This window comes from Pseudomonas sp. NGC7, from assembly GCF_047159675.1.
Lineage (GTDB): Bacteria > Pseudomonadota > Gammaproteobacteria > Pseudomonadales > Pseudomonadaceae > Aquipseudomonas > Aquipseudomonas kermanshahensis.
The window spans coordinates 1,704,778-1,727,292 of sequence record NZ_BAAFZY010000001.1; the positions used below are offsets into that span (position 1 = coordinate 1,704,778).

The 22,515-nt window shown below is 64.2% G+C and carries 22 protein-coding genes; 19 read left to right on the forward strand and 3 right to left on the reverse strand.

Annotated elements, in window-relative coordinates:
- Window position 1 precedes the first annotated feature (1 nt).
- From ACMCNM_RS07830 to ACMCNM_RS07890, 13 genes are all read left to right on the forward strand, one after another.
- A complete protein-coding gene (locus tag ACMCNM_RS07830) occupies window positions 2-520 on the forward strand; it encodes a chemotaxis protein CheW (RefSeq protein WP_186675887.1) in 519 nt (172 codons plus the stop codon).
- The gene (locus tag ACMCNM_RS07835; RefSeq protein ID WP_412764175.1) at window positions 517-1,791 is read left to right on the forward strand and encodes a CheR family methyltransferase; all 1,275 of its coding nucleotides are present in this window, start codon (window positions 517-519) and stop codon (window positions 1,789-1,791) included. Before ACMCNM_RS07830 ends, ACMCNM_RS07835 begins: the two co-directional genes overlap by 4 nt.
- Window positions 1,788-2,453, forward strand: coding sequence for a chemotaxis protein CheW (locus ACMCNM_RS07840; protein WP_412764176.1), 666 nt, complete (start codon window positions 1,788-1,790; stop codon window positions 2,451-2,453). The genes ACMCNM_RS07835 and ACMCNM_RS07840 overlap by 4 nt, the downstream gene beginning before the upstream one ends.
- Window positions 2,450-4,753 carry a hybrid sensor histidine kinase/response regulator gene (locus tag ACMCNM_RS07845; protein WP_412764177.1) on the forward strand — a complete coding sequence of 768 codons (2,304 nt, stop codon included), beginning with the start codon at window positions 2,450-2,452 and terminating at the stop codon, window positions 4,751-4,753. Before ACMCNM_RS07840 ends, ACMCNM_RS07845 begins: the two co-directional genes overlap by 4 nt.
- Complete coding sequence (wspF, locus tag ACMCNM_RS07850; RefSeq protein ID WP_027595747.1) at window positions 4,750-5,763, forward strand: Wsp signal transduction system protein-glutamate methylesterase WspF; 1,014 nt, start codon at window positions 4,750-4,752, stop codon at window positions 5,761-5,763. Before ACMCNM_RS07845 ends, wspF begins: the two co-directional genes overlap by 4 nt.
- Before the next feature lie 51 nt (window positions 5,764-5,814).
- Entirely contained in the window at window positions 5,815-6,819 is a 1,005-nt protein-coding gene (gene wspR, locus ACMCNM_RS07855) for a Wsp signal transduction system regulator diguanylate cyclase WspR (protein WP_085272729.1), read from the forward strand.
- A 127-nt stretch (window positions 6,820-6,946) separates the two neighbouring features.
- Window positions 6,947-8,042 (forward strand): peptide chain release factor 2 gene (gene prfB, locus ACMCNM_RS07860; protein ID WP_252826922.1). Its coding sequence is split into 2 segments (ribosomal slippage): window positions 6,947-7,018 and window positions 7,020-8,042, totalling 1,095 coding nucleotides; the frame shifts between segments, so codons are not numbered across the junction.
- 93 nt (window positions 8,043-8,135) lie between these two features.
- Entirely contained in the window at window positions 8,136-9,638 is a 1,503-nt protein-coding gene (gene lysS / locus ACMCNM_RS07865) for a lysine--tRNA ligase (RefSeq protein ID WP_027595750.1), read from the forward strand.
- 200 nt (window positions 9,639-9,838) lie between these two features.
- A complete protein-coding gene (locus ACMCNM_RS07870; RefSeq protein ID WP_412765907.1) occupies window positions 9,839-10,543 on the forward strand; it encodes a TetR/AcrR family transcriptional regulator in 705 nt (234 codons plus the stop codon).
- Window positions 10,544-10,572: 29 nt separating this feature from the next.
- Window positions 10,573-11,121: a hypothetical protein gene (locus ACMCNM_RS07875; protein WP_027595752.1), complete on the forward strand. Its 549-nt coding sequence runs from the start codon at window positions 10,573-10,575 to the stop codon at window positions 11,119-11,121.
- A gap of 123 nt (window positions 11,122-11,244) precedes the next feature.
- Entirely contained in the window at window positions 11,245-12,522 is a 1,278-nt protein-coding gene (locus ACMCNM_RS07880; RefSeq protein ID WP_027595753.1) for a flavohemoglobin expression-modulating QEGLA motif protein, read from the forward strand.
- Entirely contained in the window at window positions 12,494-13,417 is a 924-nt protein-coding gene (locus tag ACMCNM_RS07885; protein WP_412764178.1) for an alpha/beta hydrolase, read from the forward strand. Before ACMCNM_RS07880 ends, ACMCNM_RS07885 begins: the two co-directional genes overlap by 29 nt.
- Window positions 13,414-13,740, forward strand: a complete 327-nt coding sequence (locus ACMCNM_RS07890; protein WP_027595755.1) for a hypothetical protein — start codon at window positions 13,414-13,416, stop codon at window positions 13,738-13,740. The genes ACMCNM_RS07885 and ACMCNM_RS07890 overlap by 4 nt, the downstream gene beginning before the upstream one ends.
- 264 nt (window positions 13,741-14,004) lie before the next feature.
- Here ACMCNM_RS07890 and ACMCNM_RS07895 read toward each other — a convergent pair whose 3' ends face one another.
- The 3 genes from ACMCNM_RS07895 to ACMCNM_RS07905 all read right to left on the reverse strand — a co-directional run bounded on the left by ACMCNM_RS07895 (window position 14,005) and on the right by ACMCNM_RS07905 (window position 15,877).
- Window positions 14,005-14,793, reverse strand: a complete 789-nt coding sequence (locus ACMCNM_RS07895) for an OmpA family protein (RefSeq protein ID WP_085272731.1) — start codon at window positions 14,791-14,793, stop codon at window positions 14,005-14,007.
- A 50-nt stretch (window positions 14,794-14,843) separates the two neighbouring features.
- Complete coding sequence (locus ACMCNM_RS07900; RefSeq protein WP_027595759.1) at window positions 14,844-15,257, reverse strand: DUF4398 domain-containing protein; 414 nt, start codon at window positions 15,255-15,257, stop codon at window positions 14,844-14,846.
- A 275-nt stretch (window positions 15,258-15,532) separates the two neighbouring features.
- Complete coding sequence (locus tag ACMCNM_RS07905) at window positions 15,533-15,877, reverse strand: pilin assembly protein (protein ID WP_099430867.1); 345 nt, start codon at window positions 15,875-15,877, stop codon at window positions 15,533-15,535.
- A 180-nt stretch (window positions 15,878-16,057) separates the two neighbouring features.
- On the opposite strand from ACMCNM_RS07905, the gene ppc reads away from it, so the two are divergent.
- The 6 genes from ppc (at window position 16,058) to ACMCNM_RS07935 (ending at window position 22,514) form a co-directional block, all read left to right on the forward strand.
- The gene (gene ppc, locus ACMCNM_RS07910) at window positions 16,058-18,685 is read left to right on the forward strand and encodes a phosphoenolpyruvate carboxylase (RefSeq protein ID WP_412764179.1); all 2,628 of its coding nucleotides are present in this window, start codon (window positions 16,058-16,060) and stop codon (window positions 18,683-18,685) included.
- Between the two features lie 257 nt (window positions 18,686-18,942).
- Window positions 18,943-19,593, forward strand: a complete 651-nt coding sequence (gene adk / locus ACMCNM_RS07915; protein ID WP_027595762.1) for an adenylate kinase — start codon at window positions 18,943-18,945, stop codon at window positions 19,591-19,593.
- An 86-nt stretch (window positions 19,594-19,679) separates the two neighbouring features.
- The gene (gene tsaB / locus ACMCNM_RS07920) at window positions 19,680-20,354 is read left to right on the forward strand and encodes a tRNA (adenosine(37)-N6)-threonylcarbamoyltransferase complex dimerization subunit type 1 TsaB (RefSeq protein WP_412764180.1); all 675 of its coding nucleotides are present in this window, start codon (window positions 19,680-19,682) and stop codon (window positions 20,352-20,354) included.
- 131 nt (window positions 20,355-20,485) lie between these two features.
- Complete coding sequence (locus ACMCNM_RS07925) at window positions 20,486-20,782, forward strand: hypothetical protein (protein ID WP_412764181.1); 297 nt, start codon at window positions 20,486-20,488, stop codon at window positions 20,780-20,782.
- Between the two features lie 3 nt (window positions 20,783-20,785).
- Entirely contained in the window at window positions 20,786-21,655 is an 870-nt protein-coding gene (locus ACMCNM_RS07930) for a DUF72 domain-containing protein (RefSeq protein ID WP_186702950.1), read from the forward strand.
- 28 nt (window positions 21,656-21,683) lie between these two features.
- Window positions 21,684-22,514 carry an isocitrate lyase/PEP mutase family protein gene (locus ACMCNM_RS07935; protein WP_099453113.1) on the forward strand — a complete coding sequence of 277 codons (831 nt, stop codon included), beginning with the start codon at window positions 21,684-21,686 and terminating at the stop codon, window positions 22,512-22,514.
- Window position 22,515: the final 1 nt, after the last annotated feature.

Sequence of the window (22,515 nt, forward strand, 5' to 3'; positions counted from 1 at the left end):
CATGAACGACTTGCAACCCCGCGCAGCGCAGGCAAGCGACGCCAAGGGCACGCTGTACCTGCAGTTTCGCATCGCTGACCAGCGGTTTGCCCTGGACGTGCACGAGGTGATAGAGGTGCTGCCGCGTCGGCCGCTCAAGCCGATTGCCCAGGCGCCGTCGTGGGTCGCGGGCATCCTTGCGCACCGCGGCGCACTGGTGCCGGTGGTCGACCTGTCGGCACTGAGCTTTGGCCAGGCGGCGGCGCAACGCACCAGCACGCGGCTGGTGCTGGTGCGTTACCGGGGCGACTTGCAGCTTGGGCTGATCCTTGAACAGGCCACCGAGACCTTGCGTTGCCGCCCCGAAGAATTCCAGCCGTATGGCCTGGACAATGGCGACGCAGCGTACCTCGGGCCTGTGCGCCAGGATGCCCAGGGCCTGGTGCAGCGCATCGCCGTCGATGACCTGCTGACTGATGCCGTGCGCGAGCTGTTGTTCGCCGATGAACGCGGGGCCCCTGCGCCAGGAATGCCGACATGATTGAACAGCGTTTCTTCCGCTATTTGCACGAGCGCATCGGCCTGGACGTGGAGTCGGTAGGCGCGCCGATGGTCGAGCGTGCCTTGCGCCAGCGCTGCAGTGCCGTGAACGCCGTGGACCTGGACGACTACTGGCTGCGCCTGCAGCAGTCGGCGGACGAGCAACAGGCCCTGATCGAGGCGGTCATCGTCCCTGAGACCTGGTTTTTCCGTTACCCGGAATCCTTCACGGCCCTGGTGGGGCTGGCCCACAAGCGCCTGGCAGAACTGGCCGGCGCCCGCCCGGTGCGGCTGCTCAGCCTGCCGTGCTCGACCGGCGAAGAACCTTATTCACTGGCCATGGCGCTGCTCGATGGTGGCATGGGCCCTGGCACGTTCGTGATCGATGGCATCGACATCAGCCCCATTTCGGTGGCCAAGGGTGAGCAGGCCGTTTATGGCCGCAATGCGTTTCGCGGCAGCGACCTGGGGTTTCGCGAGCGCTTTTTCGATGCGCTCGGTGACGGCCATCGCCTGCATGATCGCGTGCGCCAGCAAGTCAGCCTGCAAGTGGGTAATGTGCTGGACCCGGCCCTGGCCAGCCGCGATGGCCTGTACGACTTCGTGTTCTGTCGCAATCTGTTGATTTATTTCGACGTGGCCACCCAGCAGCGCGTGTTCGAGGTGCTCAAGCGCCTGACTCATCCGCAGGGTGTGCTGTTTATCGGGCCTGCCGAAGGCAGCTTGCTGGCGCGGCTGGGCATGCGCCCGCTGGGTATCGCTCAATCGTTCGCCTACGTGCGTCAGGAGGGCGCCGTGGCACCGGCCCGCGCACTACCCGCGCCCCCAGCCAAGCGCGCGCTGCCGCCTTTGCCCCTGCCCGTGTACCCGCCGCCGACGCCGTCATTGGCGCGGCCGTTGCGAGCGCTTCCGTTCACTGCCAAGGCGCCACTGCCGGCAGAACGCAAAGGCGAGAACGAAGCCGAACTGCTGGCCAGCATTGCCCGGCATGCCAACGCGGGCGCCAGTGCGCAGGCGCGTGCCGCCTGCCAGCGCTACTTGAGCCAGTTCGCGCCGACGGCGCAGGTTTACTACTGGCTGGGCTTGCTCAGTGATACCGAAGGCGACGCCGGCCAGGCGCTTACCCACTATCGCAAGGCCCTGTACCTGGAGCCGCAGCACCCCGAAGCCTTGGTGCACCTGGCGGCCTTGCTCGCGGCCCAGGGCGACCTGGCAGGCGCTCAGCGTTTGCAGGCGCGTGCTGCACGGGCGGGACGGGAGCCTGAACGATGAGGGGTGACTCCGCGATGCAACTGCTTGCGCAGGCCGACGAGCGCATCGACGACTGCTGGAACCGCATCGGCGTGCACGGTGACAAACAGTGCCCGCTGCTGGAGCGGCATATTCATTGCCGCAACTGTGACGTGTATGCCGCGGCCGCCACGCGCCTGCTCGACCGTTATGCCCTGCTGCAGGATGACCACGCCGCAGTTGCGCCAGCGGCCGAGGAATCGGTTGGCCGCTCCATGCTGCTGTTCAGGCTCGGCGAAGAATGGCTGGCCTTGGCCACCGCCTGCCTGGCTGAAATCGCCCCCTTGCAGGCGGTGCATTCGCTGCCGCACCAGCGTTCCCGAATGCTGCAGGGCGTCGCCAACGTGCGCGGTGCATTGGTGCCGTGCCTGTCGCTGGCTGACTTGCTGGGTGTGCAGCCGGCTGCTGGGCAGCAACGCAGCGGCCGTGAGATGCCGCGCATGCTGATCCTGGCTGCCGAAGGGGGGCCGGTGGTGATGGCGGTCGAGGAAATCGACGGCATTCACCGGCTTGACCCGACGCTGCTGGGCAGTGGCCAGGACGTTACCCACTTTACCGCGGCGGTGCTGCAGTGGCGCGGCCGCAGTGTGCGGGTGCTGGACGATCAACACTTACTGTCTGCGGTGCAGCGGAGCCTGTCATGACCCCAGAGCAAATGCGCGACGCATCGTTGCTCGAGCTGTTCAGCCTGGAAGCCGAGGCGCAGACCCAGGTACTCAGCGCCGGCCTGATGGCGCTGGAGCGCAACCCCACCCAGGCCGACCAACTGGAAGCCTGCATGCGCGCGGCCCACTCCCTGAAAGGGGCCGCACGTATTGTCGGGGTCGATGCTGGCGTGAGCGTGGCCCACGTGATGGAAGACTGCCTGGTGGCGGCGCAGGAAGGCCGCTTGCGGTTGAGCGCCGAGCATATCGATGCGCTGCTGCAGGGGACCGACCTGTTGATGCGCATCGCCACGCCGGGCGACGCGGGCGCCCAAGCGACACTGCCGGTGTTCCTTGCGCAGATGGCCAGCTTGCTGGACCCGGGCGCGGCACCAGCGTCGCTGCCAATGGCGATGGCCATGCCGTCGCCGACAGCGCCCGTGCCAACCCTGCCTGTCGAGCCCTTGCCGATGGCCCCCGAGCCCATGGAAGTGGACGTCGAGCTTGAGCCCGTGCCACGGCGCAAGGCCGGTAAACGCGCCGGCGAAGGCGCTGAGCGGGTGCTGCGGGTCACGGCCGACCGCCTCAACAGCTTACTCGACCTGTCCAGCAAGTCGCTGGTTGAGACCCAGCGGCTCAAGCCTTACCTGGCCACCCTGCAGCGCCTCAAGCGCATGCATGGCCAAGGCATGCAGGCACTCGATGGTTTGCGCATGCAACTGGAGGACAGTGGCCAGAGCAGCGAGGTACTCGAAGCCCTGGCCCAGACCCAGCGCTTGTTGGTCGAGACCCAGCAGATTCTGCAGCAGCAGGCCGCCGACCTCGACGAGTTCGGCTGGCAGGCCAGCCAGCGTGCGCAATTGCTCTATGACACGGCGCTGGCCTGCCGGATGCGGCCCTTTGCCGACGTTCTGGCCGGGCAGAGCCGCATGGTCCGTGACCTTGGGCGGTCTCTGGGCAAGCCGGTGCGCTTGGTCATCGAAGGCGAAAAAACCCAAGTCGACCGCGATGTGCTGGAAAAGCTCGAAGCGCCGCTGACCCACCTGCTGCGCAATGCGGTCGACCATGGTATCGAACTGCCAGAGCGGCGCCTGCTGGCAGGCAAGGCGCAGGAGGGCGTGATTCGCCTGCGTGCCTCGCACCAGGCCGGCATGCTCAGCCTCGAGCTGATTGACGATGGCGCCGGCATCGACCTGGAGCGCCTGCGCAGCGCCATCGTCGAACGGGCCATGTCGCCGGCCGACACCGTGGCGCGGATGAGCGAGGCGGAGCTGATCACGTTCCTGTTCTTGCCCGGCTTCAGCTTGCGCGACAAGGTGACCGAGGTGTCGGGGCGCGGGGTTGGCCTGGACGCCGTGCAACACATGATCCGCGAGCTGCGCGGGTCGATCGAATTGACCCAGCTGGCCGGTCAGGGCTGCCGCTTCCACCTGCAGGTGCCGCTGACGCTGTCGGTGGTGCGCAGCCTGGTGGTGGAAGTGGGCGGCGAAGCGTATGCCTTCCCGCTCGCGCACATCGAACGCACGCTGGAGGTGACTGCCGAGCAGATCGTGCAGATCGAAGGGCGTCAGCATTTTTGGCATGAAGGGCGGCACATCGGCTTGGTGGCGGCCAGCCAGTTGCTCAATCGCCCGGCAGGGCAGGCCGATGAAAGCAGCCTGCGGGTGGTGGTGATTCGAGAGCGCGAGCAACTCTACGGGGTAGCCGTAGAACGCTTGATCGGGGAGCGGGTGCTGGTGGTGATGCCCCTCGATCCGCGCCTGGGCAAGGTCCAGGACATCTCCTCCGGGGCGTTGCTCGACGATGGCTCGGTGGTGCTGATCGTCGACGTCGAGGACCTGCTGCGCTCGGTGGAAAAACTGCTCAGTACCGGCAGCCTCGAACGCATCGAGCGGGGCAACAGTGGCACCCGCGGCCTGGCGCGCAAGCGCATCCTGGTGGTCGACGACTCGCTCACCGTGCGCGAACTGCAGCGCAAACTGTTGGGTAACCGCGGTTACGAAGTGGCCGTGGCGGTGGATGGCATGGACGGCTGGAATGCCCTGCGCGGCGAAGACTTCGACTTGCTGATCACCGACATCGATATGCCGCGCATGGATGGCATCGAGCTGGTCACCCTGGTGCGCCGGGACCAGCGCCTGCAATCGCTGCCGGTAATGGTGGTGTCGTACAAGGACCGTGAGGAAGACCGGCGGCGTGGTCTGGACGCTGGCGCCGACTACTATTTGGCAAAGGCCAGTTTCCACGACGATGCGTTGCTGGATGCTGTGGTGGAGCTGATTGGAGGTGCTCAGGGATGAAGATCGCCATCGTCAACGATATGCCCATGGCGGTGGAGGCGTTGCGCCGGGCGCTGGCCTTCGAGCCCGCGCACCAGGTGATCTGGGTGGCGGGCAACGGCGCCGAGGCGGTGCAGCGGTGCGCCGAGCAGCAGCCAGACCTGATCCTCATGGACTTGATCATGCCGGTGATGGATGGGGTAGAGGCGACGCGGCGGATCATGGCCGAGACCCCCTGCGCCATCGTCATCGTCACGGTCGACCGCAAGCAGAACGTGCACCGGGTGTTCGAGGCCATGGGCCATGGCGCCCTGGATGTGGTCGATACCCCGGCCCTGGGCGCGGGCGATGCCCGTGAGGCGGCGGCGCCACTGCTGCGCAAGATCCTCAACATCGGCTGGCTGATAGGCCAGCAGCGCACGCCGGCCGCGCGCCCGGTTGCCACGCCATTGCGCGAGGCATCCCAGCGTCGTGGCTTGGTGGCAATCGGTTCGTCGGCCGGCGGCCCGGCCGCCCTCGAGGTGCTGCTCAAGGGCTTGCCGCCGGCATTCCCGGCGGCCATCGTGCTGGTCCAGCACGTCGACCAGGTTTTCGCCGCAGGCATGGCCGAATGGCTCAGCAGCGCTGCCGGCCTGCCGGTGCGCCTGGCCCGCGAGGGCGAGCCGCCGCAGCCGGGGCAAGTCCTGCTGGCGGGCACCAACCACCATATCCGCCTGCTGCAAAATGGTCAGCTGGCCTACACTGCCGAACCCGTCAACGAAATCTACCGGCCTTCGATCGATGTGTTCTTCGAGAGCGTGGCACGCTACTGGAGCGGCGATGCGGTGGGTGTGCTGCTCACCGGCATGGGCCGCGACGGTGCCCAGGGCCTCAAACAGATGCGCCAGCAGGGCTTCCTGACCATCGCTCAGGATCAGGCCAGCAGTGCCGTATACGGCATGCCCAAGGCCGCCGCGGCGATTGACGCTGCGGTGGAAATCCGCCCGCTGGAGCGAATCGCCGGGCGATTGATGGAATTCTTTGCAAAATGACGATATGTATTGAATCACGCCGCCTGGTCGGCGGTGATCAGGTGAATAGGCATGAATGATCTACCGATCGAAGGTTTCGCGACCACCAACGAGAACTCGGCGATGGTGCTGTTGGTCGACGATCAGGCAATGATCGGCGAGGCGGTGCGTCGTGGCCTGGCCCATGAAGACAACATCGACTTCCATTTCTGCGCCGACCCGCATCAGGCGGTGTCCCAGGCCATGCGCATCAAACCGACGGTGATCCTGCAGGACCTGATCATGCCGGGCCTGGATGGGCTGACGCTGGTGCGTGAGTACCGCAACAACCCGGCTACCCAGGATATCCCGATCATCGTCCTGTCGACCAAGGAAGACCCGCTGGTGAAGAGCGCGGCGTTCGCTGCCGGGGCCAACGACTACCTGGTCAAGTTGCCGGACAACATCGAACTGGTGGCGCGCATCCGCTACCACTCGCGTTCCTACCTGACGCTGCTCCAGCGTGACGAGGCGTACCGCGCCCTGCGGGTCAGCCAGCAGCAGTTGCTCGATTCCAACCTGATGCTGCAACGGTTGATGAACTCCGATGGCCTGACCGGGCTGTCCAACCGGCGTCACTTCGACGAATACCTGGAGCTGGAATGGCGCCGGGCCATGCGTGAGCAGCAGCAGTTGTCGTTGTTGATGATCGATGTCGACTACTTCAAGGCCTACAACGACAGTTTCGGGCATTTGGCGGGTGATGAGGCGTTGCGCCAAGTGGCCGAGGCGATCCGCGGCTCGTGCTCGCGGCCGACGGATCTGCCGGCGCGTTATGGGGGCGAGGAGTTTGCCCTGGTGTTGCCCAATACGTCCCCAGGCGGGGCGCGGCTGATTGCCGAGAAACTGCGCCAGACGGTGTTGGCGCTGGGCATTCCGCACACGGCGCCAGCGGCGGATTCGCGGTTGACGGTGAGCATTGGCCTGGCGACCCAGACACCGGCGGTGGGCGGGCATTGTCGGCAGTTGATTTCGGCGGCCGACAAGGGGCTGTACCTGGCCAAGAATGGGGGGCGTAACCAGGTGGGTATCGCTTGAGGTTGCGGCTGCGGCGTAGTGCTTCGTAGTGCCGGGTGCAGGGTACCGCCCGGCGGGTCTGCCGCCATGCGTTGGACTCGGTTATACTCGCAGGCTTTTCACCGAATTCGCACGAGAGCCGTCGCCCATGGAAATCCAACCGATCCTGAACACCATCAAGGACCTCACCGAGCGTTCCCAGTCAATTCGGGGGTATCTTTGACTACGATCAAAAGCATGACCGCCTGATCGAAGTCAACCGCGAGCTGGAAGACCCGGCCGTCTGGAACAAGCCTGAGTATGCCCAGGCCCTGGGCCGCGAACGTGCCATGCTGGTACAGGTCGTCGAGACGTTGGACAAGATGGCCAACGGCCTGTCCGACTGCAAGGACCTGCTCGACATGGCCGTCGAGGAAGAGGACGAAAGCGCCGTCGGCGACGTCGTGACCGAGCTGGAAGGCCTGGAAGAAAAACTGGCCCAGCTTGAGTTCCGTCGCATGTTCAGCGGCGAGATGGACATGAACAACGCCTACCTGGACATCCAGGCCGGCTCCGGCGGTACCGAAGCGCAGGACTGGGCCAACATCCTGCTGCGCATGTACCTGCGCTGGGCCGACAAGCGTGGTTTCGACGCCACCATCATCGAGCTCTCCGAAGGTGAAGTCGCCGGCATCAAGGGCGCCACCGTGCACATCAAGGGCGAATATGCCTTCGGCTGGCTGCGCACCGAAATCGGCGTGCATCGCCTGGTTCGTAAAAGCCCGTTCGACTCCGGCGCCCGTCGCCACACCTCGTTCTCGGCGGTGTTCGTGTCGCCCGAGATCGACGACAAGGTCGAAATCGACATCAACCCGTCCGACCTGCGCGTCGACACCTACCGCTCTTCGGGCGCTGGTGGTCAGCACGTAAACACCACCGACTCCGCGGTGCGTATTACCCACGTGCCGACCAACACCGTGGTGGCCTGCCAGAACGAACGCTCCCAGCACGCTAACAAAGACACCGCCATGAAAATGCTGCGGGCCAAGTTGTACGAGCTGGAGATGCAGAAGCGCAACGCCGCTTCCCAGGCGCTGGAAGACAGCAAGTCGGACATCGGTTGGGGCCACCAGATCCGCTCCTACGTACTGGATGACTCGCGCATCAAGGACTTGCGGACCGGCGTTGAGCGCAGCGACTGCCAGAAGGTGCTGGACGGCGACCTCGACCAGTACCTGGAAGCGAGCCTCAAGCAAGGGCTGTAAGCCGCACACCACTGCCGCGATGCCTGGCTACCCGCCGGCATCGCGTGCCCTGCCCGAAAAGGGCAACGAATACCTGATGGAAAGAATGACGACATGAGCGACCTCAATAGCGCACCGCAAGACCTGCAACAGGAAGAAAACGCCCTGATCGCCCTGCGCAAGGAAAAACTTGCCGCAGAGCGCGCCAAGGGCAATGCCTTCCCCAATGACTTCCGTCGCGACAGCTACTGCAACGACCTGCAGAAACAGTACGCCGACAAGACCAAGGAAGAACTGGAAGCTGCAGCGATTCCGGTCAAGGTTGCCGGGCGCATCATGCTCAACCGTGGCTCGTTCATGGTCATCCAGGACATGACTGGCCGCATCCAGGTTTACGTCAACCGCAAGACCCTGCCGGAAGAAACCCTGGCCGCCGTCAAGACCTGGGACCTGGGCGACATCATCAGCGCCGAGGGCACCCTGGCCCGCTCCGGCAAAGGTGACCTGTACGTCGAGATGACCAACGTGCGCCTGCTGACCAAGTCGCTGCGCCCGCTGCCCGACAAGCACCATGGCCTGACCGACACCGAGCAGCGCTACCGTCAGCGTTACGTCGACCTGATGGTCAACGAAGAAACCCGCCACACCTTCCGTGTTCGCTCGCAGGTGATTTCGCACATCCGCAAGTTCCTGATCGAGCGCGACTTCCTCGAAGTCGAGACGCCGATGCTGCAGACCATCCCAGGCGGCGCCGCGGCCAAGCCGTTCGAAACCCACCACAACGCCCTGGACATGGCCATGTTCCTGCGCATTGCGCCGGAGCTGTACCTCAAGCGTCTGGTAGTCGGTGGTTTCGAGAAAGTCTTCGAGATCAACCGTAACTTCCGTAACGAAGGCGTTTCGACCCGGCACAACCCCGAGTTCACCATGCTCGAGTTCTACCAGGCCTACGCTGACTACACCGACAACATGGACCTCACCGAAGAGCTGTTCCGCGAGCTGGCGCAGCTGGTGCTGGGCAGCACCGACGTGCCGTACGGCGACAAGGTGTTCCACTTCGGCGAGCCGTTCGTGCGCCTGTCGGTGTTCGACTCGATCCTCAAGTACAACCCTGAACTGACCGCTGCCGACCTGCAAGACGTCGACCGTGCCCGTGACATCGCCAAAAAGGCCGGTGCCAAGGTGCTGGGCCACGAAGGCCTGGGCAAGCTGCAAGTGATGATTTTCGAAGAGTTGGTCGAGCACAAGCTGGAGCAGCCGCACTTCATCACCGAGTACCCGTTCGAAGTGTCGCCGCTGGCCCGTCGCAACGACGACAACCCGGCCGTGACCGACCGCTTCGAGCTGTTCATCGGTGGCCGCGAAATCGCCAACGCCTACTCCGAGCTGAACGATGCCGAAGACCAGGCTGAGCGCTTCCTGGCCCAGGTGGCCGAGAAGGATGCTGGTGACGACGAAGCCATGCACTACGATGCCGACTTCGTCCGCGCCCTGGAATACGGCATGCCGCCAACCGCCGGTGAAGGCATCGGCATCGACCGCCTGGTGATGCTGCTGACCAACTCGCCGTCGATTCGCGATGTGATCCTGTTCCCACATATGCGTCCGCAGGCCTGAGTGATCTGAGAAAGCCGCCTCTAGGGGCGGCTTTTTCTTGCCTGAAGCCTTATGTTGTCTGCACCGGCCCCTTCGCGGGCAAGCCCGCTCCCACAGGTATTGCACTGCCCTCAGGCGCGATACCTGTGGGAGCGGGCTTGCCCGCGAAGGGGCCGGTACAGCCAACACACCGTCCGTGAGGTAACCCCGTGACCCCCGCAATCGCCGAGCAAGGCGCCGCCGGCATCGCCACCGCCGTCGCCGAAAGTGTGCAGTACCAGGGCCGCAAGACCGCCCGCCAAGGCAGCGAGCAGCGCCGCCAGCTGATCCTCGACGCCGCCATGCGCATCGTCGTGCGCGATGGCGTGCGCGGTGTGCGCCACCGTGCCGTGGCCGCCGAGGCGGGTGTGCCGTTGTCGGCCACCACCTATTACTTCAAGGACATTGAGGACCTGCTCACCGATACCTTCGCCCAGTACGTCGAGCGCAGCGCCGCCTACATGGCCAAGCTCTGGGCCAACACCGAGGTGGTGCTGCGCCAGATGCTCGCCCAGGGCGATGGCAGCCCGCAGGCGCGAGCGCGGCTGGCCGACGAAGTGGCAAGCATGACCGCTGACTATGTGTCACGTCAGTTGCTCAACCGGCGCGACTTTCTGATGGCCGAGCAGGCCTTCCGCCAGGAGGCACTGCTGTGCCCGCGTTTGGCCGAGCTGGTGTGCGCCCACGACCAGATTCTGCTGCACGGCACCCGGCAATTGCTGCAGGTGGTCGGCTCACGGCAACCGGAACAAGACGCCCAAATGTTGACGGCGATTATCGAGCAGATGGAATATCAGGGCCTGCTCAAGGATGCGAACGCGCAAGCCGATGGGCAGATGCTCGCTATGCTTACCCGTTACCTGCACCTGGTGTTGGCATCGGTCTGAGCTGAGACCTTATTTTCAAGGAGAACCTGATGAAAGCCTGGCGTGTGGTGCTGTTGACGCTGTCATTCCTGCTGCTGGGCGGTTGTCTGGTGACCTTCCATGAGCCCTTGCCGAGCAACCAGGCCGCGCCCAAGGCTCTGCTCGGCAAGTGGAGCAGCAAGGACGCCTGGGGCGAACCGCTGAAGCTGTCGATCAGCCGCAGTGGCGGCGATGCGTACAAGGCGGTGGCCACGGCCAAGGGCAAAGCCCCCGAAGAGTACGTCTTCACCGTCTCGCGCCACGGCAACCGCTGGTACCTCTCGGCCGGCGTGCCCAAGCGCCTGGGTGGCAATTTCCTGATTGGCGGTTTTGAAGTCGTCGATGGCAAGGAACTGGTGGTGTACAACCTGGATGTCGAGCAGGTGCAGCAGGCCGTGAAAAACAAAGAGCTGACCGGGCGCAACACCGAAGTGCCGGAAGACAACGGCGAGGGCGTGCTCATCGACAGCCCCTCGGCGCGGGTGCTGGCCTACCTGGACGACCCGGCCAACTCCGACCTGTTCGTCGAGGTGGCACGCTTCCAGCGTAGCGGTAAGTAGTTACCTTTACTGGCCTCTTCGCGGGCAAGCCCGCTCCCACAGGGGTAGCACCGTAGCTGAGGGCAATGCAGCACCTGTGGGAGCGGGCTTGCCCGCGAAGAGGCCCTTGAGTAAGGATTCGAAGTGGACGAGTACCAGCAGACCATACGCGCGCTGTCAGACCGCATCGTTGCGGCGCAGACCCCCATCCGCGTACTCGATGCGGTGAAATGGGACGACAACATCCGCCACGGCTTCCTCAAGGCCAAGGGCAAAGAGCCACCTGCGGTAGACCGCGCCTATTACCAGTCGCGGCCGCTGTCGTTCGACTCCAGCGCGGTCAAGGCCGAATTCCAGAACATCGAACGTGACATCACTCGCCGGCTCGGGCAGTTCAACCCGGTCGGGCAGATCATGCGGCGCATGTGCAAGGAATACCGCATGGTGGTGCGCATGCTCGAGGCGCGCGGCACCGAGGACTTCGGGCTGATCTCGCAGGAGCTGTACGGGGCGGCGTCCGACGCCTTCCACGCCGGTGACCCAACCCTGGCCGACCTGGGCCTGATGCTGTCGGACTACCTGAACAACATCGATGGCCGCGGCGACCTCAAGGACGAGCCAAAGAACCTCACCGCCAAAGAGGCCGTGGACATCCTCCAGCGCCGCCTGAACAAGGTGTTCGGCGAGGCCGAGGAAACCATCCGCGTGTTCGAATCCGACGGTATCGTCGCCGATGCGGCGGCCGGTGCCGACTACATCAAGGTACGTGCCGATGCCATGTTCAACAGCCGCGACGTGCGTGCGCTGGAGGTGCATGAAGGCCTGGTGCATGTGGGGACCACGCTGAACGGCCTGAACCAGCCGATCTGCACCTTCCTGGCCAAGGGCCCACCCTCATCGACGGTGACCCAGGAGGGGCTGGCGATCCTCATGGAGGTGATTGCCTTCGCCTCTTACCCCAGCCGGCTGCGCAAGCTCACCAACCGTACACGCGCCATCCACATGGTCGAGGAGGGCGCCGACTTCCTCCAGGTGTTCGAATTTTTCCGAGCCCAGGGCTTTGAAATGGCGCAGAGCTACAGCAATGCCAGCCGAGTGTTCCGCGGCTCGGTGCCCAATGGCTTGCCATTCACCAAGGACTTGTCCTACCTCAAGGGCTTCATCATGGTTTACAACTACATTCAGTTGGCCGTGAAGAAGGGCAAGCTTGAGCAGATCCCGCTGCTGTTCTGCGGCAAGACCACGCTGGAAGACATGCGCACCTTGCGCCAACTGGTCGAGGAGGGGCTGGTCGAACCGCCCAAGTACTTGCCCGAACAGTTCCGTGACCTCAACGCACTGTCGGCCTGGATGTGCTTCTCCAACTTCCTCAACCACCTGAGCCTGGATCGCATTGAAGCCGACTACGCGAACATTCTCTGAACGCTGCCGCCTGCTGGCCCTTGGCGTGCTCCTGCTGGGCCTGAGCGGTTGCAGCAGCCTGCTGTTCTACCCCGAGCGCGGCCAACCGTTCACCCCGGAGCGGGCCAAGCTCGACTACCGTGACGTCACCTTGACCACTTCGGATGGCGTACGCCTGCATGGTTGGTGGCTACCGGCCAAGGCCGGGGTCGAGGTCAAGGGCACCGTGCTGCACCTGCACGGCAACGGCGGCAACCTGGCCGGCCATCTGGGCGGCAGCTACTGGCTGCCGGAGCAGGGCTACCAGGTGCTGATGGTCGATTACCGGGGCTATGGGTTGTCCCAGGGCAAACCGAGTTTGCCCGAGGTCTATGAAGACCTCGCGGCGGCCATGGCCTGGCTGAACAAGGCGCCCGAGGTCAAGGGCAAGCCGGTGGTGCTGCTGGGGCAGAGCCTGGGCGGCGCCATGGCCATTCATTACCTGGCGGCCCACCCTGAGCAGCGCCAGCGCTTCAGCGCGCTGGTGTTCGATGGCGTGCCAGCCAGCTACCGTGCGGTCGGGCGGTTTGCCTTGAGCACTTCATGGATGACCTGGCCGCTGCAGGTGCCGCTGTCGTGGCTGGTGCCGGACGGCGACAGCGCGATCCGTTCGATCGAGCGCCTGGACAGCCCGCCGAAGCTGTTCTTCCACAGCATCGACGACCACCTGGTGCCGCTGGACAACGGCATCCGCCTGTACCAGCACGCGCCGCCGCCGCGGGTATTGCAGCTGACCCGAGGGGGCCATGTACAAACGTTCGCCGACCCAGTGTGGCGCCAGGTGATGCTGCGCTTCCTCGACGACCCGAGTCATTTCAACGGCCTGCGGCGGCTTGCCGAAGTGCCCAATTACCCTGACGAGAAGAACAAGCAATGAGTGAAGAACGCAACGCCATCCCGCTGATCCTGACCGGCGTCGGCAGCATCATCGTGACGGTGGGGGCTTTGTGGTACTACGGTTACCTGCATTTCGCCAAGCCTGAAGATGCCCTGTTGCTGCAGGATTTCACCATGCTCAAGACCCTGCCGGGCGAAGACTACAAAGCCTCCCTCGACCCTGCACCCCAGGTGGCCCAGTGCGTGGACGGTGTGCTGGTGTTGTTCGATACCCAACAGAAAGGCCTGACCGGCGTGTTGGTCGATAACCGCAAACGTGCGGTGCGCTGCATGGGGGAAGAGACGCCGCAGCAGGTGCAGTGAGGGTATATGGCTGGAGGGCTATGCCATGCACCTCTCGCCCAATAAAAAGCCTTAAGAATGCCGGGGCCGCTCTGCGGCCCATCGCGGCACAAGGCCGCTCCCACACCGACCGCGTTATGCCCCTATTTACAGAGCATGCGCGAACATTGTGGGAGCGGCCTTGTGCCGCGATGGGCCGCAAAGCGGCCCCAATACAGGCGATGGATAACGTAAGTGAACAGCATTCCGCTTAGACAGCGGGGCTTTTCGTCCTAGCTGCCAGCCTTACTGCGCCTGGCTTACCGAGCGCGGTGCCACCGGCTGGTTGTCATTGGAGATGGTCACCTCCACGCGACGGTTCTGCGCACGGCCCGAGTTGCTGCCGTTGTCAGCCACCGGGTACTCCTTGCCGTAACCCTGGGCGACGATTCGCGCTGGGTCTACGCCAGCACGGATCAGCGCCATGCGCACGGCGCCGGCGCGACGCTCGGAGAGGCTCTGGTTGTAGTTGGCCGAGCCGACGCTGTCGGTGTAGCCCTCTACGATGACCTTGCGTTCCGGGTTCTCTTGGAGGAACTGGGCCAGCTTGGTCACGTTGGGGTAGGCATTGCTCTTGAGTACGGCCTTGTTGAAGTCGAACAGCACGTCGCCGAAGGTGACCAGCGTACCGCGGTCGGTCTGCTTGGCATTGAGGCTGTCCTGCAGCTTGGCGATTTGCGCGTCGCGGGCATCCAGCTTGGCCTGGGCGCGCTGGGCGGAGGCGTTTTTCAGTTCGCCCTCAGCCGTACGCAGGGCAATGGTCTGCTTGGCGACTTCGACACGCTGGTTGGTCAGGTAGGCGAGCTGGTCGACCTTTTTCTGGTCCTCGCGGTCCATGTAGGCCTTGTCAGCTTTGTTCAGCCAATCCTGAGCATCTTTGGTTTCCAGCGCCGCGACTTTGCTCGCCTGCGGGTCGCTTTGCAGCGCAGAGAAGTTGGTGCGGGCCGATTCAAGGTTGGCGTTCGGGTCGTGCGAGCAGGCTGCAAGACCGACGCTCAGGGCCAGCAGGGCGGGAATCATGACGTGTTTGCGCATAGTGTTCATCCTTTGATCGAGTGCGAAGGCTAAGGGTGGCGGGGCAGGGCTCACTGAGCGCTGCGCAGGCCTTCCTCACGTACGTCCTGAACGCCCTGGCGGGCATCCTGCACGGCCTTCTGGGCCTTGGCCGCCTGAGCCTTGCGTTCGGCGAGGCGGGCGTCCCATTCGGCTTGTTCGGCCAGACGCTTGGCGTCGTCGTACTTTTTGTCGTGCATGGCGATTTCGGCTTGCTTGAACTTGTCCTGCGCCGCTTTCATTTCCACCGCGGCGAACTCGGTGCCGCCGGCACTGACCGCAGAGTTCACGGCAGACTGGGTAACGGCATACTGCTCGGTGGGCGGGTTGCCCGCACAGCCGGCCAGGACCAGGCTACTGCCCAGGGCCAGCGCGGCCAGCTTGAACCCGCGCACATGAGTGGATGACGGTTTGAAAGTGCGGGTCTTCATGGTGGTCAGCTCCATTGGATCACTCCTGATAACGACGATGTCCGTAGCAGTCCATCGCTGAATCCCTGACAGTTACCGTGCGCTTCAGCTGAACGGTGCACGAGGGCAGTGTGCAGGGTTTTAGCGTGATGGCTAATTGCTCGGACTCAGGCGTTTTTCGAATGGTTCAGAAAAAAATCCCTTAAACGGGTAAGTTTTTCTGACTGATCAGTCAGTGAGTTTTGTGCGGAACTTTCACGTTCAGGCGGGGTATTCCGGGCCTTGCAGGCCCGGAACAGTGTGCATCGTGGCTATTTTTCGCTGTCGTCAGCGGTGCTGCTCAGCTCATGCAAGTGGTGCCGGGACAGCGACAGAAAACGCGGGGTGGGGCCGACATCTTCGAACAAAGGGTCGCCTTCTTCATCGGTGGCGATCACCTGGCTCCCCTTTACATAGGGGAAGCTGGCCTCGATTTCCTCGAGGGCCGCCGCCACCAATTCGCCGAGCAGTTCTTCGGCTGTGCGCTTGGGGTACATGTCGATCAGCGCGGCCAGGCGCGCCTCGGACTCCAGGTCAAGATGCAGCACATGGCCGGTACGGCTGAGGGTGCCTGCGGCATTCTGTTCCCAGTGCTGGGCGAGTTCACGGATTTTCATGATGACCTCTGTCAACGCCTCGAAAGGCTGCATTGCATCGGAGTGCTCTGCTTGCACTTTAGTTTGCTTTGCCGATCACGGCTTGCCCTTAGGCTTGCTATCGGCGCGCGGCTGGGGGCACTCTTGGCCCAGTGCTGTTTCCTGAACGAGTGCGCCAAGGCTGCGCTACAGAGAGGGCCAATGACCGATATCGATGTGCGTTTGCGTGAAGATGTCCATGTGTTGGGGGAGTTGCTCGGCGACACCATTCGTCAGCAGCACGGCGAGGCGTTCCTGCAGAAGATCGAGGGCATCCGCCACAGCGCCAAGGCCGACCGCCGGGTGGCTGGCGAGCAACTGAGCTCGACCCTTGGGGACCTGGCTGACGACGATTTGCTGCCGGTAGCAAGGGCGTTCAACCAGTTTCTCAACCTGGCCAACATGGCCGAGCAGTACCAGTTGATCCGCCGCCGCGACGCCGACCAGCCAGAGCCTTTCGAGGCACGCGTGCTGCCTGAGCTGCTGGCCCGCCTGAAGCAGGCCGGGCATGGCAACGACGCCCTGGCCCGGCAGCTGGCCAAGCTAGACATTCAGCTGGTACTGACCGCGCACCCCACCGAAGTGGCGCGGCGCACCTTGATCCAGAAGTACGACGCCATCGCCGGCCAGTTGGCCGCCCAGGACCATCGCGACCTGACCCCCGCCGAACGTCAGCAGGTACGTGAGCGCCTGCGCCGGCTGATCGCCGAAGCCTGGCACACCGAAGAAATCCGCCGCACCCGGCCGACCCCCGTGGACGAGGCCAAATGGGGCTTCGCGGTGATCGAGCATTCGCTGTGGCAGGCCATCCCCAACCACCTGCGCAAGGTCGACAAGGCGCTGCATGACGCCACTGGGCTGCGCCTGCCGCTGGAGGCCGCCCCCATCCGCTTCGCCTCGTGGATGGGCGGCGACCGCGACGGCAACCCCAATGTCACGGCGGCGGTAACCCGTGAAGTGCTGTTGCTGGCTCGTTGGATGGCCGCTGATCTGTTCCTGCGTGATATCGATGCCTTGGCCGCCGAGCTGTCCATGCAACACGCCAGCAGCGCGCTGCGGGAGCATGTCGGCGACAGTGCCGAGCCTTACCGCGCAATCCTCAAGCAACTGCGCGACCGCCTGCGTGCGACCCGCGCCTGGGCGCATGCCGCCTTGAGCAGCAGCACGCCCGCCGGTGCCGACGTGCTGATCGACAACCGCGACCTGATCGCGCCGTTGGAGCTGTGCTACCAGTCGCTGCACGAATGCGGCATGGGCGTGATCGCCGAAGGGCCACTGCTCGACTGCCTGCGCCGTGCCGTGACCTTTGGCCTGTACCTGGGGCGCCTGGACGTGCGCCAGGATGCCGCCCGCCACCGTGACGCGCTGACCGAGATCACCGATTACTTGGGCTTGGGGCGCTATGCCGACTGGGATGAAGAGCAGCGTATCGCCTTCCTCCTGGCCGAACTGAAAAACCGCCGGCCATTATTGCCTGCGCATTTCCAGCCCCAGGCGGATACCGCCGAGGTGCTGGCCACCTGCCGGGAAATTGCCGCTGCCCCGGCCGCCTCGCTGGGCTCCTATGTCATTTCCATGGCCGGCGCCGCTTCAGATGTGCTGGCCGTGCAGTTGCTGCTCAAGGAAGCCGGGTTGACCCGCCCGATGCGTGTGGTGCCACTGTTCGAAACCCTGGCCGACCTGGACAACGCCGGCCCGGTGATGCAGCGCCTGCTGGGCCTGCCTGGCTATCGCGCCGGCCTGCGCGGGCCGCAGGAAGTGATGATCGGCTATTCCGATTCAGCCAAGGACGCCGGCACCACAGCGGCCGCCTGGGCGCAGTACCGGGCGCAGGAAAACCTGGTGCGCATCTGCCGCGAGCATCAAGTGGAACTGCTGTTGTTCCATGGCCGTGGCGGCACCGTTGGCCGTGGCGGCGGCCCGGCCCACGCAGCGATTCTGTCGCAGCCGCCGGGCTCTGTAGCCGGGCGATTCCGCACCACCGAGCAGGGCGAGATGATCCGCTTCAAGTTCGGTTTGCCCGGTATCGCCGAACAGAACCTCAACCTGTACCTGGCGGCTGTGCTCGAGGCCACCTTGTTGCCGCCACCCCCACCGCAGCCGGCCTGGCGTGAGGTCATGGACCAATTGGCCGCCGATGGCGTGCAGGCCTACCGCAGCGTGGTGCGCGACAACCCCGATTTCGTCGAGTACTTCCGCCAGTCGACGCCCGAGCAGGAGTTGGGCCGCCTGCCGTTGGGCAGCCGGCCGGCCAAGCGACGCGCGGGCGGCATCGAGAGCCTGCGGGCTATCCCGTGGATCTTCGGCTGGACCCAGACGCGCCTGATGTTGCCTGCCTGGCTGGGCTGGGAAACGGCCTTGAGCAATGCTTTGAAACGCGGCCAGGGCGAGCTGCTGGCGCAAATGCGTGAGCAATGGCCGTTCTTCCGTACCCGTATCGACATGCTGGAAATGGTGCTGGCCAAGGCCGATGCGCAAATCGCCGAGGCCTACGACGAACGTCTAGTGCAACCGGAGTTGCTTCCTTTAGGTGTGCACCTGCGCGACCTATTGTCGCAGTCCTGCCAGGTGGTGCTGGGCCTGACCGGGCAGCCGGTGCTACTGGCGCACAGCCCAGAGACCCTGGAATTCATCAGCTTGCGCAACACCTACCTGGACCCGCTGCACCGCCTTCAGGCCGAACTACTGGCGCGCTCGCGCGGCCGCGAAGCCGCTCTGGACAGCCCGTTGGAGCAGGCCTTGCTGGTCACGGTGGCGGGCATTGCAGCAGGCCTGCGCAATACCGGCTGAGGTTATGCGCGGGCCGCCAGGCAAGGGTGCACCTTTAGCCGCGATAAAGGGCGAGGAGGGCGGTTGCGCTTAGAGCAACCGCCTGCCGGGCAGTGCGCAAGTGGCGCATTCCTGCAACTTTGGGACGCTTGTCTGGCTGCCGGGCGCTGTGTATCTTGAGCAGCCTTCTGACCGATTTATGGTCATACCCGATTTTCCGGACTTGGCCCTGGTTGCCGAATCCATTGAATTTCATAAAAAAATTTGAGGAGCACGAGATGCGCGTAATTCTGCTGGGAGCTCCCGGGGCCGGTAAAGGTACTCAGGCAAAATTCATCACCGAGAAGTTCGGTATCCCCCAGATCTCCACCGGTGACATGCTGCGTGCCGCCGTCAAGGCCGGCACCCCGCTGGGCCTGGAACTGAAAAAAGTCATGGATGCCGGCCAACTGGTTTCCGACGAGCTGATCATCGGCCTGGTCAAGGAGCGCATCGCCCAGCCGGATTGCGCCAACGGCTGCCTGTTCGACGGTTTCCCACGCACTATTCCACAGGCTGAAGCCATGGTCGCTGCCGGTGTCGACATCGATGCCGTGGTCGAAATCGCCGTTGACGATGAAGAAATCGTTGGCCGCATGGCGGGCCGTCGCGTGCACCTGGCTTCGGGCCGCACCTACCACATTCAGTACAACCCGCCGAAAGTGGAAGGCAAGGACGACGTGACGGGCGAAGACCTGATCCAGCGCGACGACGACAAGGAAGAAACCGTGCGTCATCGCCTGTCGGTCTACCACACCCAGACCAAGCCGCTGGTCGAGTTCTACCAGAAGCTGTCGGCCGCCAATGCCGGCAAGCCGAAGTACAGCCACATCGAAGGTGTCGGTTCGGTCGACGCCATCACTGCCAAGGTGCTGGCAGCCCTGAGCTGATCCAACGCCTTGCATGACAACGGCCCGCTTGCGGGCCGTTGTCGTTTATACTGACGCTCTTTTCCCTGCCCTTGGAAACCCGTTCGATGACCACCCTGCTGGCCCTGGATACCGCCACCGAAGCCTGTTCCGTTGCCCTGTTGCATGACGGCAAGGTAACCAGCCATTACGAGGTGATCCCACGTCAGCACGCGCAGAAGCTGCTGCCGATGATCAAACAACTGCTGGGTGACTCCGGTGTAACGTTGAACGCGCTGGATGCCATCGCCTTCGGCCGTGGCCCGGGCGCCTTCACCGGCGTACGGATTGCCATCGGTGTGGTTCAGGGCCTGGCATTCGCGCTCGAACGCCCGGTGCTGCCGGTGTCCAACCTGGCCGCGTTGGCGCAAGGCGCGATGCGTGAGCAGGGTGTGCAGCAGGTGGCTGCCGCCATCGATGCACGCATGGACGAGGTGTACTGGGGCTGCTACCAGGCAAGCGAAGGCGAAATGCGCCTGATCGGCCAGGAAGCGGTGCTGCCGCCCGAGCGCGTGGCGCTGCCCGACGCCAGCACGGGCGAGTGGTTCGGTGCTGGCACCGGCTGGGGGTATGCCGAGCGCCTGGCAGTGCAGGTCGCTGCCAGCAATGCCGCAGCGTTGCCCAATGCCCTCGACATCCTCAGCCTGGCGCGCTTCGCCTGGGCGCGTGGTGAGGCCATCGCTGCCGAGCAGGCGCAACCGGTGTACTTGCGCGATAATGTAGCCACACCCAAGAAACGCTGACGGCTACTCGTCGGTTATCGCCGATGACGATAAAACCTTTCGCGCGAACTGTGGTCTAGTTATCACTCGAGCATTAGCGACGGAACACTGATGCTGCTAAATTGCCATCATTGGTCCTGAGTGCTCACACCATGCGTATCGACGGTTTCTCCTCGCAGTCCTACCCGATCAAGCGCGCTCCGCGCAAAGCGTCGGTGCGCGATGAGGCAATCGACGATGCCGAAGTGATCGAGAGTGACGCGCAAAGCGACGTCCCCCAAGAGGCCACCACTCGCCGTCGCAGCGGTGGCCTGCCAGCCCGCCAGCAAGACATGGTCTTCCCCCGCGCCCGTGATCGGCGCACAGCAACGGCGCTGGCCAGTTACCTAAGCACAGCCGGTTTTACCGATTGGGACATGGAAGTACTGGGGCTCGACCTGTACATTTGAGGGATGACTCCCTCTCTTCTGCCTTATTTTCTGGGTTGTCCGTCATGGAGCGAAAGCGCCTGGCGCGATTACCTGTACCCCGCCGACGCCCGAGCCAACGAATACCTGGGCCTGTACAGCCAGGTGTTCAATGCGGTCGAGGGCAACACCACCTTCTATGCCAGCCCCGCGCCCGCGACCGTGGCCCGCTGGGCACAGGTCATGCCGGCGCACTTTCGTTTCACGGCCAAGTTCCCCCGCGAGGTCAGCCATGCCGCGGACCTTCGCGAGCAACTGGACGCGGCGATCACCTTCACCCGGTTGATGGCGCCGCTGGGTGGGCGAGTATCGCCTTATTGGTTGCAGCTGCCTGCCATGTTCGGGCCTGCGCGCTTGGCAGAGTTGAGCCACTTTCTGGATGAAGTGGCGGTGCCGGTGGCCGTCGAGGTGCGTAACGACGCCTTTTTTGCGCGGGGTGAGGAGGAGCGGCAGCTAAACCGGCTGCTGCTCGAACGTGGCGTCGAGCGCATCTGCCTCGACCCACGGGCCTTGTTCAGCTGCACATCGCGCGACCCCGCCGTATTGCATGCCCAAGCCAAGAAACCCAAAGTGCCACCGCGCCCCGCTGCCTTCAGCCAGCACCCGCAGGTGCGTTTTATTGGCCACCCGCAACTGGACGCCAACGAAACCTTCCTGACGCCTTGGGTGGACAAGATAGCCAGCTGGATCGAGGAAGGCCGCAGCCCCTACATCTTCTTGCACACCTCGGATAACCGCCTGGCTGCGGCATTGGCCCAGCGCTTTCACCAGCGCCTGATGCAGCGCCTGCCCGGCCTCGCATCATTGCCGGAATTGCCACGCGCCCCTGAGGTCGAACAACTGGGACTACTCTGACCACTCCTTAATGCCTGAGGTTGAGACCATGGATGTGCAAACCCTGCGAGCCGAAGCCTTCAAGGCCCTGCACGAGCGCGACAGCGCGTTCGTCATCCCCAACCCGTGGGATGCCGGCTCTGCCAAGCTGCTGGCCAGCCTTGGCTTCGAGGCACTGGCCACGACCAGCGCGGGCCTGGCCTTCAGCCTGGGCCGGCCAGACGCCGAAGGCGCGTTGAGCCTGGACGAAACCCTGGCTAATGCCGGCGTGATCGTCGATGCCACGGCGTTGCCGGTTGCCGCCGACCTTGAAAACGGCTTTGGCGACCTGCCTGAGGATTGTGCACAGACCATTCTGCGTGCCGCCGAGGCGGGCCTTGTGGGGGGCTCTATCGAGGACGCCAGCGGGCGCAAGGACGCCCCCATCTATGACCACGGCCTGGCGGTGGAGCGCGTGCGCGCGGCGGTTCAGGCGGCGCGCAGCCTGCCGTTTCCCTTCACCCTCTGCGCCCGCGCAGAAAACCTGCTGCACGGGCGAATGGACCTGGATGACACCATCCTGCGCCTGCAAGCCTTTGCCGAAGCGGGTGCTGATGTGCTCTATGCGCCTGGGTTGCGCACGGTCGAAGAAATTCGCGCAGTGGTACAGGCGGTGGCGCCCAAGCCGGTCAACGTGCTGATGGGGTTGGCAGGCGTGACGCTGAGCGTCAATCAACTTCAAGACCTGGGCGTGCGCCGAATCAGCGTGGGGTCGTCGCTGGCCCGCGCAGCGTTAGGGGCTTTCCACCGGGCCGCCCTGGAAATTCGCGATGAAGGCACGTTCGGCTACGGCGAACAGGCGTTGCCGTTCGCGCAGCTCAACGATCTGTTCCGTCGCTGAT

Excerpts from the sequence above, each read along its gene's own strand:
- ACMCNM_RS07840 (WP_412764176.1), top strand. The coding sequence starts at position 1,788 with ATGAGGGGTGACTCCGCGATGCAACTGCTTGCGCAGGCCGACGAGCGC.
- wspR (WP_085272729.1), top strand. The coding sequence starts at position 5,815 with ATGAATGATCTACCGATCGAAGGTTTCGCGACCACCAACGAGAACTCG.
- tsaB (WP_412764180.1), top strand. The coding sequence starts at position 19,680 with ATGACCACCCTGCTGGCCCTGGATACCGCCACCGAAGCCTGTTCCGTT.
- ACMCNM_RS07875 (WP_027595752.1), top strand. The coding sequence starts at position 10,573 with ATGAAAGCCTGGCGTGTGGTGCTGTTGACGCTGTCATTCCTGCTGCTG.
- ACMCNM_RS07900 (WP_027595759.1), bottom strand. The coding sequence starts at position 15,257 with ATGGAGCTGACCACCATGAAGACCCGCACTTTCAAACCGTCATCCACT.
- lysS (WP_027595750.1), top strand. The coding sequence starts at position 8,136 with ATGAGCGACCTCAATAGCGCACCGCAAGACCTGCAACAGGAAGAAAAC.
- ACMCNM_RS07925 (WP_412764181.1), top strand. The coding sequence starts at position 20,486 with ATGCGTATCGACGGTTTCTCCTCGCAGTCCTACCCGATCAAGCGCGCT.
- ppc (WP_412764179.1), top strand. The coding sequence starts at position 16,058 with ATGACCGATATCGATGTGCGTTTGCGTGAAGATGTCCATGTGTTGGGG.
- ACMCNM_RS07830 (WP_186675887.1), top strand. The coding sequence starts at position 2 with ATGAACGACTTGCAACCCCGCGCAGCGCAGGCAAGCGACGCCAAGGGC.
- ACMCNM_RS07905 (WP_099430867.1), bottom strand. The coding sequence starts at position 15,877 with ATGAAAATCCGTGAACTCGCCCAGCACTGGGAACAGAATGCCGCAGGC.
- ACMCNM_RS07930 (WP_186702950.1), top strand. The coding sequence starts at position 20,786 with ATGACTCCCTCTCTTCTGCCTTATTTTCTGGGTTGTCCGTCATGGAGC.
- ACMCNM_RS07845 (WP_412764177.1), top strand. The coding sequence starts at position 2,450 with ATGACCCCAGAGCAAATGCGCGACGCATCGTTGCTCGAGCTGTTCAGC.
- ACMCNM_RS07935 (WP_099453113.1), top strand. The coding sequence starts at position 21,684 with ATGGATGTGCAAACCCTGCGAGCCGAAGCCTTCAAGGCCCTGCACGAG.
- wspF (WP_027595747.1), top strand. The coding sequence starts at position 4,750 with ATGAAGATCGCCATCGTCAACGATATGCCCATGGCGGTGGAGGCGTTG.
- ACMCNM_RS07890 (WP_027595755.1), top strand. The coding sequence starts at position 13,414 with ATGAGTGAAGAACGCAACGCCATCCCGCTGATCCTGACCGGCGTCGGC.
- adk (WP_027595762.1), top strand. The coding sequence starts at position 18,943 with ATGCGCGTAATTCTGCTGGGAGCTCCCGGGGCCGGTAAAGGTACTCAG.
- ACMCNM_RS07895 (WP_085272731.1), bottom strand. The coding sequence starts at position 14,793 with ATGCGCAAACACGTCATGATTCCCGCCCTGCTGGCCCTGAGCGTCGGT.
- ACMCNM_RS07835 (WP_412764175.1), top strand. The coding sequence starts at position 517 with ATGATTGAACAGCGTTTCTTCCGCTATTTGCACGAGCGCATCGGCCTG.